Consider the following 13,601-nt stretch of genomic DNA (forward strand, 5'->3'; position numbering starts at 1 on the left):
CGCTCAAGGGAGTGACGAACATGATCGATATGCGTGGCCGCTGGCGGCCCGCTCTGGCCGTTCTCAGCGCCTCCGCCCTGCTGATGACCGGCTGCGCGAAGTCCGAGGACGACCCGGCCGCGAAGACGACCGCCGACAGCTCCGCCGCGGTGCAGACGACGAAGTCCGCCGCCGCCGGAGGCTCCACCTGCACCCTGACGCAGTTCGGCGGCACGAAGGTCGACCTGAAGACGGCCACCATCGGCTTCTCCCAGTCGGAGAAGGAGGCCAACCCGTTCCGCATCGCCGAGACCCAGTCCATCAAGGACGAGGCGGCGAAGCTGGGCATCCCGGCGGCCAACCTGAAGGTGACCAACGCGGACTCGAAGTTCGACAAGCAGATCACCGACGTCAGCACCATGATCGACCAGGGCGTGCAACTGCTCGTCATCGCGCCGCTCAACTCCGACGGCTGGGACTCGGTGTTCCAGAAGGCGGCGGCGAAGAAGATCCCGATCGTCACCATCGACCGGAAGATCAACGCGAAGCACTGCACCGACTTCCTGACGTTCATCGGCTCGGACTTCGCCGAGCAGGGCAAGCGCGCCGCCGACAAGATGGCCAAGGCCCTGAACAACACCGGCACCGTCGCGATCCTGCTGGGCGCCCCCGGCAACAACGTGACCACGCTGCGGACGCAGGGCTTCAAGGACCAGATCGCCAAGGTCGCCCCGAACATCAAGATCGAGTTCGAGCAGACCGGGCAGTTCTCCCGCGAGGAGGGCCTGAAGGTCTCTGAGCAGCTGCTGCAGTCCAAGCCCGGCATCAACGGCATCTACGCCGAGAACGACGAGATGGCCCTCGGCGCGATCACCGCGCTGAAGAACGCCAGCAAGAAGGCCGGCGACGTCAAGATCGTGACGATCGACGGCACCAAGGGCGCCGTCCAGGGCATCGTCGACGGCTGGATCTACTCGGTCATCGAGTCCAACCCGCGCTTCGGCCCGCTCGCCTTCGGCACCGCCACCAAGTTCTTCAACGGCGAGGCGATCGCGGAGAACATCATCATCTCCGACCGCGAGTACGACTCGACCAACGCCGCGGCCGACCTGGGCCTCGCGTACTGACGTTCCGGCCTTTGCAACTGACCTTTGCAACTGACCGTTTGCAGCAGGGCCCAGGTCGGGGATGATCCCGGCCTGGGCTTTTCCTTCAAGATGGGACCTCTCGCATGTCCGCTCCGGACGCGCCGCTGCTCGAAGTGGTCGGCGTCAGCAAACAGTTCCCGGGGGTACTCGCCCTCGACGACGTCTCGTTCACCCTGCGCGCCGGTGAGGTGCACGCCCTCGTCGGCGAGAACGGCGCCGGCAAGTCGACCCTCATCAAGGTGCTCACCGGCGTCTACCGGCCCGACGGCGGCGACCTGCGGCACCTGGGGCAGCCGGTCACGTTCCCCGGCCCGCTCGACGCGCAGGCGGCCGGGATCTCGACCATCTACCAGGAGGTCAACCTCGTCCCGCTGATGAGCGTGGCGCGCAACCTCTTCCTCGGCCGGGAACCCCGCAACCGCTTCGGCCTCGTCGACGTCGCCCGGATGAACCGGGAGGCCACCGGGATCCTCGCCGGCTACGGCATCACCTCCGACGTGCGCCGCCCCCTCGGGCTCATGGCGCTCGGCGCGCAGCAGATGGTCGCCCTCGCCCGCGCCGTCATGGTCGACGCCCGCGTCGTCGTCATGGACGAGCCGACGTCCTCGCTGGAACCCCGCGAGGTCGAGACGCTCTTCGGCGTCATCGCCCGCCTGCACGAGCGCGGCGTCGGCATCGTCTACGTCAGCCACCGCCTCGACGAGCTGTATCGCATCTGCGACCGCGTCACCGTCCTGCGGGACGGCAGGCTCGTGCACACCGGCCTCATCAAGGACCTCGACCGGCTGCAACTGGTCTCGCACATGCTCGGACGGCCGATGTCCGAGGTGCGCAAGGCCGGATTCACCAGCTTCGCCGGTGAGCACGCCGCCGCCGACAGCCGCCCCGTGCTGCGCGTCGGCGACCTCACCAGCCGGCACAAGCTCACCGGGGTCAGCTTCGAGGTGCTCCCCGGCGAGGTCGTCGGCCTCGGCGGCCTCCTCGGCGCCGGGCGCAGCGAGACCATCAAGGCCGTCGCCGGGGCGCTGCCGCTGGACCGCGGCACCGTCGAGATCGACGGCAAGGTGCTGCGCCGCCCCAACCCGGTCGCTGCCCTCAAGGCCGGCATCGCCGTGCAGCCCGAGGACCGCAAGGCCGAGGGCATCGCCCTGGGCCTGTCCGTCCGGGAGAACATCGCCCTCGCCGTCCTGCCCCGGCTGTCCACCGCCGGCGTCGTCTCCGAACGCAAGGTCGACAAGATCGTCGAGACGTTCATGCAACGCCTGCGGATCAAGGCGTCCAGCCCGCACCAGCGGGTCGGCGACCTGTCCGGCGGCAACCAGCAGAAGGTCCTCCTCGCCCGGCTCCTCGCCACCGGGCCCAAGGTGCTGCTGCTGGACGAGCCCACCCGCGGCATCGACGTCGGCGCCAAGGCGGAGGTCCAGGCGCTCATCGACGAGCTCGCCGCCGAGGGGCTCGGCGTGGTCCTTGTCTCCTCCGACGCCGAGGAGCTCATCGAGGGTTCCGACCGCGTGGTCGTGCTGCGCGACGGCGCCGTCGCCGGCATGCTGCGCGGCGACGAAGTGACGACGGAGCATCTGATGAACGTGATCGCGACGGCGGCGTCATGACGACCGCGGCTGCCTCCCCCTCGTCCTCTTTGAACGGCGCTACGATCCGCCGCCTGCTCCCCGCCTACGGCGTGTACGTGGCGCTCGCCGTCCTCGTGCTGTTCAACATCGCCTGGACCGACAACTTCCTCGCCTGGAGCAACCTGCGTATCCAGCTGGTCCAGGTCACCCCCGTCGTCATCGTGGCGCTCGGCATGGCACTGGTCATCGGCACCGAGGGCATCGACCTGTCCGTCGGCTCGGTGATGGCGCTCGGCGCCGCACTCATCCCCCTGTACCTGGGCTACGGCATGATCCCGGCGATCGTGCTCGCCGTCCTCGGCGGCGTGTTCGTCGGCCTGATCAACGGCGGCCTCGTCGCGTTCGTCGGCCTGCAACCGATCGTGGCGACCCTGGCCATGCTCGTCGCCGGCCGCGGCGTCGCCCTGGTGGTGTCCAACGGGCGGTACAAGGACATCCGCGACAAGGACTTCCTCGCCATCGGCACCGACGCGTTCCTCGGCGTGCCCTACACCGTGTGGATCGCCGCCGTCCTCGCCGTCGTCGTCGGGTTCGTCATCCGCCGCACCGTGTTCGGCCGGCGGCTGCTCGCCATCGGCGACAACCGGGCCGCCGCGCAGCTCGCCGGCGTCCCCGTCAAACGGGTCCTGGTCACCGTGTACATCATCGCCGCGGTCCTCGCCGCGATCGCCGGCGTGATCCAGGTGTCCCGGATCGGCTCCGCCGACGCCTCCCGCATCGGCCTGCTCATCGAGCTGTCCGCGATCACCGCCGTCGTCGTCGGCGGCACCCCGCTCACCGGCGGGAAGATCCGCGTCCTCGGCACCGTCGCCGGCGCGTTCCTCATGCAGTTGCTGACCGCGACGATGATCTCCAACAACCTGAAGGACTCGACCGCCCAGATGGTCCAGGCGGTCATCATCCTGGTCGCGGTCTACACGGCACGCGAACGGAGGACACGATGACGCTCGTCGCCGAACCCCAGCTCGAAAAGGCCGAGGCCGCCTCGCTGCGCACCGAACGGATCGTCGAGCTCGTCCAGCGCCAGGGCGCCCTCGCCGTCCTCGGCATCGTCCTCGTCGTCGGCATCGTCTCGTTCGACACCTTCCGCACCGCCGACAACGCCGGCACGATCCTCATCGCCGCCGCGCCGGCGGCCCTGATCGCGCTCGGCATGACCTTCGTGATCATCACCGGCGGGATCGATCTGTCCGTCGGCTCCCTCTACGTCCTCGGCGGGGTCCTGGCCGCGTGGGCGTCGCAGTACGGCGTCGCGGCCGCGTTCGCCGTGCCGCTCGCCGCCTGCGGGCTGTTCGGCCTCGTCCAGGGCCTCGTCATCGCCTACGCCAGGCTCGCGCCGTTCATCGTGACCCTCGCCGGGCTGCTCGGTGCGCGGGGACTCATGCTCGCCCTGTCCGGCGAGGGCCGCACCACGTTCCTCGTCAAGGCCGACCAGTTCAAGCAGTTCGGCAAGGGCGAGCTGCTCGGCTTCGGGTACCCCGTCTACCTGGTCGTGGCGCTCTTCGCGGTCGGCATGGTGGTGCTGTACCGCACCCGCTTCGGCCAGTCCGTGTACGCGATCGGCGGCAGCGAGGACGCAGCGAGGCTGATGGGCGTGCGGATCCGCAGCACCCAGATCCGGGTCTACGTCCTGTCCGGGCTCCTCGCCGGGCTCGCCGGGGCGATCAACGCGGCCCGGCTCGGCTCCGGCGTCACCGTCCTGGGCACCGGCATGGAGCTCGACGCGATCGCCGCCGTCGTCATCGGCGGGACGCTGCTCACCGGCGGCGCCGGCACCCTCGGCGGCACGATCGCCGGGGTGCTGCTGCTCCAGGTGATCCAGAACCTGATCAACCAGGTCAACGGGGTCACCTCGGCCTGGCAGACGGTGATCAGCGGGGCATTCATCGCGCTCGTCGTCGTCGCCCAGACGTACCTGGCCAGGCTGCGGCGGGTGGCCTCGGGCTAGCCGCTTTCGTGCTGGTGGAGGCACTCCGGTTGGGTTGGTGAGGCACTCCGGTTGGGTTGGTGGGGCACTCCGGTTGGGTTGGTGGGGCACTCCGGTTGGGTTGGTGGGGCACTCCGGTCGTACTTTCGGCCAGAGTGCCCCTGCCGTTTTGCATCTTGCATCGCTGACTCACCGACACAGGCCGCACACGTTGTGCGACTCTGGCGGGTGTGAGGCACCCAACATGAACTTCTTGCCGCGTCGGAAGAACCCTATGGGAACCCCCGTCGGCGTTGGGAGGTCAGTGTGAGCGTGCCTGGATACCGCGACATGCCAGGTCAGCAGTGGGATCCGCACCTGCCGGTGGATCCCCGGGAGGCAGAGGACTTCCTCGACCAGTATTACCGGGAGAACCCGCAACGAGGCGACATCAAGGAACGTCTGGCCCGGATCGTCGACGAGATCGCCGAGACGGGCACCTACACCCACACGTACGCCGAGCTGGTCTTCGGCTGCCGGGTGGCGTGGCGCAACGCGAGCCGGTGCATCGGCCGGCTCTACTGGCGCAGCCTGGTCGTGCGTGACCTGCGCAAGGTCGGCGCCCCCGACGAGATCTTCGAGGAGCTCGTGCGTCACCTGCGCCTGGCCGGCCAGCGCGAACGCAACGTGATCCGCCCCGTCATCTCCGTCTTCGCCCAGCACGTGCCCGGCCGCGACGGCTCCCGCCTGTGGAACGAGCAGCTGATCCGCTACGCCGGCCACCGCCACGCCGAGGGTCCCCACGCCGGCACGATCGTCGGCGACCCCCGCTACACGCAGTTCACCGAGACGCTGCAGCAGTACGGCTGGCGCGGCAAGCCCGACAACCCCTTCGACGTGCTCCCCATCGCGATCGAGGGCCCGGGCGGCGACGTCAACCTCTACGACCTGCCCGAGTCCGCGGTCTGGGAGGTGCCGATCGAACACCCGACCCTGCGCTGGTTCGCCGAGCTCGGCCTGCGCTGGCACGCCGTCCCCGCGATCTCCAACATGCGCCTCACGATCGGCGGCGTCGACTACCCCATCGCCCCGTTCAACGGCTGGTACATGGGCACCGAGATCGGCGCCCGCAACCTCGCCGACGCGGACCGGTACAACCTGCTGCCGGTCATCGCCGAGCGGATGGGCCTGGACACCAGCACCGAACGGTCCCTGTGGCGCGACGGTGCCCTGCTCGAGCTCAACCGGGCCGTCCTGTGGTCCTTCGACCAGGCGGGCGCCCGGATCAGCGACCATCACAGCGAGTCGGAGCGGTTCCTCGCCCACATCGCCAGCGAGGAACGCGCCGGCCGGGAGACTCCGGCCGAGTGGAGCTGGATCGTCCCGCCGATGAGCGGCGCGGCGACCGGCGTGTTCCACCGGTACTACCACGAGGCGGACCAGCGGCCCGCCTTCTACCTGGACACCGACGCGCGCGAGCTCGGCCGGCGGGGTCGCTCGCCGATCGTGCCGCAGGTGCCGGACGAGCCGGCGTCGTGCCCGTTCCATGAACCAGAGCCGGCCGCCTTACCTGAGCACCGCGGCTGGTTCGGCCGCCTGTTCCACCGCACCTGACCGTGACGCCGTCACCTGTCATTTGCACGGTACACCGACCGGCCTAATCGATCTCCAAAGTCGTCACCGGCCCGTCGCCATCCGTAACCCCCGCATCGTGTTGCGGGTGGAAGCGGCGATCGTCGCAGGAGTGTGGAGCCCAGGGGTTGCAGGACGCCCCTTGGGCTCCACTCTCTACGCCCTTGGGCTCCACTCTCTACGAATGCAGGATCCCGGTCAAAGCGTTGACGGCGACGTCCACGTCCGGATTGGTCACCAGCAGCGGCGGGGCGAAGCGCAGCGTCGAGCCGTGGGTGTCCTTCGCCAGGACGCCGCGGTTCATCAGCATCTCGCAGGCCCGCCGGCCGGTCATCAGCGCGGGGTCGATGTCGATGCCGGCCCAGAGGCCTCGGCCGCGGACCGCGGTGAGGCCGCGGCCGACGAGGGCGTTGAGGCGCTCGTGCAGGTGCGCGCCGACGACCCTGGCGTTGGCCTGGGGTTCGCCGGTGTTCAGCAGTTCGATGACGGCGCGGGCGACGGCGCACGCGAGCGGGTTGCCGCCGAACGTGGAGCCGTGCTCGCCGGGGCGCAGGACGCCGAGGACGTCGCGGTTCGCCGCGATCGCCGACACGGGCACGATGCCGCCGCCGAGGGCCTTGCCCAGCACGTACACGTCGGGAATGACGTCCACGCAGGCGAACGTGTCGCCGGTGCGGCCGAGGCCGGACTGGACCTCGTCGGCCACGAAGAGCACGTTGCGGGACGTGCACAGCTGCCGGACGCCGGGCAGGTAGTCCGCGGGCGGGACCAGCACGCCGGCCTCGCCCTGGATGGGTTCGACGAGCACGGCGACGGTGGTGTCGTCGATGGCGTCGGCGAGGGCGGCCAGGTCGCCGTACGGCACGATCCGGAACCCGGGCGTGTACGGGCCATAGTCGGCGCGGGCGTCCGGGTCGGTGGAGAAGCTGATGATCGTGGTGGTGCGGCCGTGGAAGTTGTCGGCGGCCACGACGATGGTGGCCTGGCCGTCGGGGACGCCCTTGACCTTGTAGCCCCACTTGCGGGCCACCTTGATCGCGGTCTCGACTGCCTCGGCGCCGGTGTTCATCGGCAGGACCATGTCCTTGCCGCACAGCTCCGCGAGTTCCTGGCAGAACGGGCCGAACTGGTCGTGTACGAACGCGCGGCTGGTCAGCGTGATCTGGTCCAGCTGGGCGTGCGCGGCGGCGATGAGGGCCGGGTGGCGGTGGCCGAAGTTGAGCGCCGAGTAACCGGCCAGGCAGTCCAGGTAGCGGCGGCCGTCGACGTCGGTGACCCAGGCGCCCTCACCGGAGGCGAGAACGACGGGCAGCGGGTGGTAGTTGTGCGCGGTCCAGCGCTCGGCCTGATCAAGCAGCGGGCCGGTGAGACCGGAAAGAGCCGTGGTCATGCGCGCACCTCCAACGTGCAGCACTTCGGTCCGCCGCCGGCCTTGTGCAGTTCGGACACGTCTACCGGCACCGGCTGGAACCCTTTCGACGCTAGCTCTTCGGCGAGACGGGTGGCGGCGGCCGGCAGGACGACGCGGTGGCCGTCGCTGACGGCGTTGAGGCCCAGGACGGCGGCGTCCGCGGCGGTGGCGATGACGGCGTCGGGGTACAGGCGGCGCAGCACCGCCTGGCTGCCCGGCGAGAACGCGCCCGGGTAGTAGGCGACGTTCGTCGGCGACAGGACGGTGAGCGCCGTGTCGAGGTGGTAGTAGCGCGGATCGACGAGCTGCAGGGTGATCACGGGCCGGCCGAACAGTTCCTGGGCCTCGGCGTGCGCGGCAAGCTCGGTGCGCAGGCCGGTGCCGGCGAGGAGGTGCTCGCCGGCCAGGAGGATGTCGCCTTCGCCCTCGTTGACGCTCTTCGCCGCGTGGACGTCGAAGCCGTGGTGCTCGAACCACGCCAGGTAGGCGGGGCCCTCGTCGGCGCGTTCCGGGTGGCGGAACTGGGCGCCGTAGACCTTGCCGTCCACGACGGTGGCGCCGTTGGCGGCGAACACCATGTCGGGCAGGCCGGGCAGGGGGTCGATGAGGTCGACGGTGTGGCCGAGGGACAGGTAGAGCTCGTGCAGCCGGGTCCACTGTGCGACGGCGAGGTCGGCGTCGACGGGCGCGGTCGGGTCCATCCAGGGGTTGATCGCGTAGTCAACGGCGAAGTACGTGGGTCGACACATCAGGTAGCGACGGCTCATGGGCTCAAACCTAGGCGCGGCGGGCCCGGCGTTCCATTGCAGAAGTTTGCTTCTTGCCGCGTTTTCCTTGTCTGCTCAGGCCATCAGGCGGCGATTCGTTGCGCCGGGAACCAGGGTGCGGTCAGTGCAGCTCCCGCCAGTCGCCGGGTTGGGCGAGCAGGCCGGAGACACAGTCCATCGCGGGCTCCTCCGCGTCGAACTCATAGGTGCGGGCGCGCCCGTCGGCGCCGCCCTCACGGGACTCGACCCACCAGTGGCCGGCGTCCTCGAACAGATAGACGTCGCGGCGGGCGAGCCGCCCCCAGGTGCCGTTCCACCAGTGCTTCCTTCGCTCCATGAGGAGACATTCGAACACACGTGCCAACCCTGATGGAAGTCCGCCACGCCGATATCGATCAAGTCTGCTGCATGACGGTTAGCCGGGTGGCGCGCCGGGTACGCCAACGCTTGCCTGAGCCACGGAATCTGGGGAGCTGACCATGGAGCAGGACCTCGTCGACCTGCTCGTCGCCGACCACCGCCGGCTCGAGTCGCTGTTCGCCGACATCGAGACGGCACGGTCACCGGCCGCGCGCCGGGCCGCCCTCGACGCCGCGATCACGACCCTCGCGGCGCACACCGCGACCGAGGAGCGGCTGCTGCACGCGCACCTGCCGGCGGAGCTCGCCGAGTACGAGGCCGCCGAGCACCATCGCATCGACGACCTCGTGGCCCGGCTGACGGAGGTCAACGACGTGGATCCCGCGTTCGAGCTGCTCCTGGCGGCGCTGCTGGAGGCGGTCCGCGAGCACGTACAGGAAGAGGAAACGGAACTCTTCCCGCGGCTGCCGCAATCGGTGCGTGTGACGGAATGACCTGACGGGTAAGCCACTGTTCATGGCAGTTCCGGAGGACAGGCAGCCGCTCATCGCCACGCTCAAGCGGGCTGCGTACCACTTGAAGGACTCGGGCATCCCGTTCTGCCTGGCCGGCAGCTTCGCCGTCTACGCGCGCGGCGGCGAGTCGGTGGACCACGACATCGACTTCCTGATCAAGGCCGAGGACGCCGAACGGGTCCTCACCGCCCTCGCGGAGGTCGGGTTCCGTGGCGAGGTGCCACCCGAGGGCTGGCTGGTGAAGGCGTTCGACGAGGACAACCTGATCGACTTCATCTTCTGCCCGGTGCAGCGGCCGGTGACGGACGCGACCCTCGCCGACACCGATGTGATCGCCGTCAACGCGTGCCACATGCCGGTGCTGTCCGCGACCGAACTGATGATCCACAAGGTGCTGACGTGGTCGGCGCACTACTGCGACTACGCCCGCGGGCTGCCGGTCGCGCGGTCACTGCGCGAACAGATCGACTGGCCCCGCGTCTACCGGGAAACGGCACACTCCCCGTACGCGCATGCTTTCCTGTTCTTGATCGACCGGCTCGGCGTCATGTCGCTGGACGAGACCAGCGCCCTCGCCGCTTCCCTGTGAGGACGGCACTCATGATCATTGACCAACACGTCGAGAGCGAGCTGCACCAACTGCTGATCGAGGACGCACGCATCGCCGAACAGGGCATCCGCGTGGTCCGTACCGAGGACGGGGTCAGCCTCGTCGGCGAGGTGGAGAGCACCGAACGCCGCGACCTGATCTGCGCGGTGATCGCCGAGACGTTCCCGGAGCTGCCGGTGCACTGCAACATCGGGCTCACCAGGGTCCACGAGCCGCATGACGTGGAGGAACTATGACGTCCGACGGTAGCGTCCGGGTCGCCGCGGTCGGCGACGTCCACCTCGACGCCGACGTCCTCGGCCGGTACCGCCCGGCCCTCGAACACCTCGGCGACAAGGCCGACATGCTGCTGCTCGCCGGCGACCTGACCCGGCACGGCACGGCCGACGAGGCGCGGTGCGTGGCGCAGGAGTTCGGCGGCCTCGCGGTGCCGGTGATCGCGATCCTCGGCAACCACGACTATCACTGCGACCAGGAGGCCGAGGTGACGAAGGTCCTCGAGGACGGCGGCATCACCGTCCTCGAGTGCTCCAGCACCGTCCTGCGGGTCGGTGACATGCGCGTCGGGATCGCCGGGACGAAGGGGTTCGGCGGCGGGTTCGCAGGCGCGTGCGCCAGCGAGTTCGGCGAACCGGAGATGAAGACGTTCACCCGGCACGGCCGGGAGCTGGCGGAGCGCTTCGGGGTCGTCCTGGCCGAGCTGGACTGTGACGTGCGGATCGCGTTGACGCATTATTCGCCGGTACCGGAGACGCTGCTGGGCGAGCCGCTGGAGATCTATCCGTTCCTCGGCTCCTACCACCTCGCCCAGGCGATCGACGCGGCGACGGCGGTCGGGCTGGCGGTCCACGGCCACGCGCACGCCGGATCCGAGCGGGGGACGACGCCCGGCGGTGTGCCCGTCCGCAACGTCGCCCACCCGGTGATCAAGCAGGCGTACAACGTGTACCAGCTGGCGCCGGTGCTCACACCGGCCCCGGCCTGACGTTTCCAGCTACAACGGGGTCACAGCGGCGTCACCAGGGCGCCGCGCAGGTGGGTCAGGGCGTGGGCGAGCAGCCGGGAGACGTGCATCTGGGAGATGCCGAGCCGGTCGGCGATCTGCGTCTGGGTCATGTTGCCGAAGAACCGCATCGCGATGATCTTCTGTTCGCGCTCCGGCAGCTGCGCGATCAGCGGCCGCAGCGACTCCCGGTCGTCGACGGCCTCCAGGTCACGGTCGACGCCGCCGAGGAGGTCGGCGAGGTCGGCGCCGGCCTCGTCGCCGTTGGCCGGCGCGTTGATGGACAGGGCCCGGTAGGCGTGGCCGGACTCGATGCCCTCGATGACGTCCTCCTCGCTGACGCCGAGCTTCTTCGCGAGGTCGGCGACGGTCGGTGAACGGCCCAGCTCCTGCGCGAGGTCGCCGGAGACCTTCGAGATCTCCAGGCGGAGCTCCTGGAGGCGGCGGGGCACGCGGACGTCCCAGCCCTTGTCACGGAAGTGCCGCTTGAGCTCGCCGACGATCATCGGGATGGCGTAGCTGGTGAACGCGGCGCCGCGGGTCGGGTCATAGCCGTCGACGGACTTGATGAGCCCGACGTTGGCGACCTGGGTCAGGTCGTCCAGGGGCTCACCACGGTTACGGAACCGCCGGGCAAGGTACTCGGCCAGCGGCAGGTGCAGCTCGATGAGCCGGGCCCGGGCGCGGTGCCGGGCGGGGCTACCGGCGGGGAGGCCGGGCAGGAGCGCGAGCAGCGCGTGCACCTCGACCTCGGCGTCCCGGGCGGGACGGGTCCGGCCCTGGGCGCGAGCCGGCGGCGCGCAGTCGACGGACGGCCCGCCGGGCTGGGCGGCGGGCTGGGCGGCGGGCTGGGCGGTGGTGGGCTGCGGTGTGGACTCGGTGAGCGGCGGGGCCGCGGGGTGGGCCAGTGCCTGCGCCGGTGGCTGGGCAGCGGTCCGGGCGACGGCCTTGGTGCCGGGCTGCCGTGCGGGCTTGGTGCCGGGACGGCGTGTGGTCCCGGACTTCGCTACGGGATGGTGGGCGATGGCGGTCATGGGGGATCCCCCTGCCTGCTGCCATGGCTGTGCGCCCCGGATGCGGGGTGCTGCCACGTAAGGATGTCGCCAGATGACGCCCTGGTCTCGAGCGTCCGGCGCGCCCCCGCCGCCGGCGATCGCGGCTGTTTGACGATCGCGGCCGATCAGCTGTTCGGCTGATGTTGCGGGTCATACAAACGTACGCCTGCCGCCCTGTGATGACAAGGTTACGAAGTGACGTCGGTGAGAGCCTCGTCGTCGGCGTCCGCATCGACGTCGGCCTCGGCGTCACCGGTCGTGGTGCCCTGCCCGGTCACCGCCCGGTAGACCCGTTCGACGTCACTGGCAGCACGCTCCCAGGTGTACCGGGAACGAACCCGGTCGATCGCGGCGCTGGCGTAGCTCATCCGGCGCACCTCGTCGCCGAGCAGCCCCCGCAGCGCGCCCGCCATCGCCGGGACGTCCCTGGGCGGCACCAGCAGGCCGGTGACGTTGTCGATGACGCTCTCCCCGATGCCGCCGACCTCGTACGCGACGACCGGCACCCCGCACGACATCGCCTCGAGGGGCGTGAGGCCGAACGGCTCGTACCAGGGCGCGCAGGCGAGCACGTCGGCCGAGCGGTACCAGCCGGGCATGTCCTGCTGAGGGACGGCGCCGACGAGCCGGACCCGGTCACCGACGCCGCACCGGTCGGCGAACTCCACCAGCCGGCGCGCCTCGGGGTCACGGTCGATCTGGTCCGGTGCCGGCCCGCCGACGACGACGAGTTCGGCCCCGGGGACGCGGCGCAGCGCCTCGACGAGGTCGGCGAAGCCCTTGCGGGGCACGAGCGGCCCGACGCTGAGGATCCGGCGCATGCCGGGACGCAGGTGGTCGGCGCGGGGGCCGCTCGGCGCGAACATTTCACCGTCGACGCCGGACGGCACGATCACGGTGTCGGAGCGGCGGATACCCATCCGGCCGAGCTCGGTGACCTCGTCCTCGCACTGCGCGACGACCCGGTCGACCATCGTGCCGAGGGTGCGTTCCAGGCCGACCCGCGCCTCGGGGCTGCCGTCGCGGTCCTTCAGCAGGCGCCGCTTGACCGTGCCGAGGCCGTGGTACGTCTGCACGACCGGGATGCGGTGCTCCGCCGTGGCGGTGAGGGCGGCGAGGCCGCTGAGCCAGAAGTGGGCGTGGATGACGTCCGGGCGGGCTGCGTCGTCGCGCCAATGCGCGGCGAGCCACCGGCCGAAGTCGCCGACATGCGGCAGCAGGGCGTCGACGGGCAGGTCCTCGGCGGGGCCGGCGGGCACGTGCTCGACGGTGACACCGCCCGCGGTCCTGACGACGTCGTCGGGTGCCGCGGCGTCCCGGCGGGTGTAGACCCGCACGTCGTGCCCGCGGCGTCCGAGGGCCTCGGCGAGGGCGGTGACGTGGGTGTGCTGGCCGCCGGTGCCCGAGCCCCCGAGTGCCAGGGGGCTCGCATGCACGGACACGATCGCGATCCTCAAACTGCACCCGCCCGCGACGAAGATGCCTGTTGCACTGTGCGCACCTCCACCTGGCCGACTGCGCTGACCTGCCAACGCCCCTACCCGGGCAGGATGGTGGTAAACATCAACGGTCGAGTCGCAACCG

Annotated in this window: 14 protein-coding genes; 9 read left to right on the forward strand and 5 right to left on the reverse strand. The window is 70.3% G+C overall.

What is annotated here, in order from left to right:
• The first annotated feature begins 20 nt into the window (after positions 1-20).
• From AB0K00_RS37010 to AB0K00_RS37030, 5 genes are all read left to right on the forward strand, one after another.
• Positions 21-1,106: an ABC transporter substrate-binding protein gene (locus tag AB0K00_RS37010; RefSeq protein ID WP_363530609.1), complete on the forward strand. Its 1,086-nt coding sequence runs from the start codon at positions 21-23 to the stop codon at positions 1,104-1,106.
• Between the two features lie 104 nt (positions 1,107-1,210).
• Positions 1,211-2,737 (forward strand): sugar ABC transporter ATP-binding protein, encoded by a 1,527-nt coding sequence (locus tag AB0K00_RS37015; RefSeq protein WP_363530612.1) that lies wholly within the window; start codon positions 1,211-1,213, stop codon positions 2,735-2,737.
• Positions 2,734-3,702, forward strand: a complete 969-nt coding sequence (locus tag AB0K00_RS37020; RefSeq protein ID WP_363530615.1) for an ABC transporter permease — start codon at positions 2,734-2,736, stop codon at positions 3,700-3,702. The genes AB0K00_RS37015 and AB0K00_RS37020 overlap by 4 nt, the downstream gene beginning before the upstream one ends.
• Positions 3,699-4,706 (forward strand): ABC transporter permease, encoded by a 1,008-nt coding sequence (locus AB0K00_RS37025; protein WP_363530619.1) that lies wholly within the window; start codon positions 3,699-3,701, stop codon positions 4,704-4,706. The genes AB0K00_RS37020 and AB0K00_RS37025 overlap by 4 nt, the downstream gene beginning before the upstream one ends.
• Before the next feature lie 285 nt (positions 4,707-4,991).
• Entirely contained in the window at positions 4,992-6,278 is a 1,287-nt protein-coding gene (locus AB0K00_RS37030; RefSeq protein WP_363530622.1) for a nitric oxide synthase oxygenase, read from the forward strand.
• A gap of 196 nt (positions 6,279-6,474) precedes the next feature.
• Here the strand turns inward: AB0K00_RS37030 and rocD are convergent, their stop codons facing one another.
• From rocD to AB0K00_RS37045, 3 genes are all read right to left on the reverse strand, one after another.
• Entirely contained in the window at positions 6,475-7,686 is a 1,212-nt protein-coding gene (rocD, locus tag AB0K00_RS37035; RefSeq protein ID WP_363530625.1) for an ornithine--oxo-acid transaminase, read from the reverse strand.
• Positions 7,683-8,516, reverse strand: coding sequence for a dimethylargininase (ddaH, locus tag AB0K00_RS37040; RefSeq protein ID WP_363530742.1), 834 nt, complete (start codon positions 8,514-8,516; stop codon positions 7,683-7,685). Before ddaH ends, rocD begins: the two co-directional genes overlap by 4 nt.
• A gap of 79 nt (positions 8,517-8,595) precedes the next feature.
• Complete coding sequence (locus AB0K00_RS37045; RefSeq protein ID WP_363530628.1) at positions 8,596-8,811, reverse strand: hypothetical protein; 216 nt, start codon at positions 8,809-8,811, stop codon at positions 8,596-8,598.
• A 142-nt stretch (positions 8,812-8,953) separates the two neighbouring features.
• Between AB0K00_RS37045 and AB0K00_RS37050 the strand changes: the two genes are divergently transcribed.
• From AB0K00_RS37050 to AB0K00_RS37065, 4 genes are read left to right on the forward strand one after another with little or no spacing between them, the layout of a single operon-like run.
• Entirely contained in the window at positions 8,954-9,328 is a 375-nt protein-coding gene (locus tag AB0K00_RS37050) for a hemerythrin domain-containing protein (RefSeq protein ID WP_363530631.1), read from the forward strand.
• Positions 9,329-9,350: 22 nt separating this feature from the next.
• Complete coding sequence (locus AB0K00_RS37055; protein WP_363530634.1) at positions 9,351-9,938, forward strand: nucleotidyltransferase family protein; 588 nt, start codon at positions 9,351-9,353, stop codon at positions 9,936-9,938.
• 11 nt (positions 9,939-9,949) lie between these two features.
• Positions 9,950-10,195, forward strand: a complete 246-nt coding sequence (locus AB0K00_RS37060) for a hypothetical protein (RefSeq protein ID WP_363530637.1) — start codon at positions 9,950-9,952, stop codon at positions 10,193-10,195.
• The gene (locus AB0K00_RS37065; RefSeq protein WP_363530640.1) at positions 10,192-10,944 is read left to right on the forward strand and encodes a metallophosphoesterase; all 753 of its coding nucleotides are present in this window, start codon (positions 10,192-10,194) and stop codon (positions 10,942-10,944) included. The genes AB0K00_RS37060 and AB0K00_RS37065 overlap by 4 nt, the downstream gene beginning before the upstream one ends.
• A gap of 20 nt (positions 10,945-10,964) precedes the next feature.
• On the opposite strand, the gene AB0K00_RS37070 is transcribed toward AB0K00_RS37065, so the two are convergent.
• Entirely contained in the window at positions 10,965-11,996 is a 1,032-nt protein-coding gene (locus AB0K00_RS37070; RefSeq protein WP_363530643.1) for an RNA polymerase sigma factor SigF, read from the reverse strand.
• A 209-nt stretch (positions 11,997-12,205) separates the two neighbouring features.
• Entirely contained in the window at positions 12,206-13,459 is a 1,254-nt protein-coding gene (locus tag AB0K00_RS37075) for a glycosyltransferase (protein WP_363530646.1), read from the reverse strand.
• Positions 13,460-13,601 lie beyond the last annotated feature (142 nt).

This window comes from Dactylosporangium sp. NPDC049525, from assembly GCF_040676755.1.
GTDB lineage: Bacteria > Actinomycetota > Actinomycetes > Mycobacteriales > Micromonosporaceae > Dactylosporangium.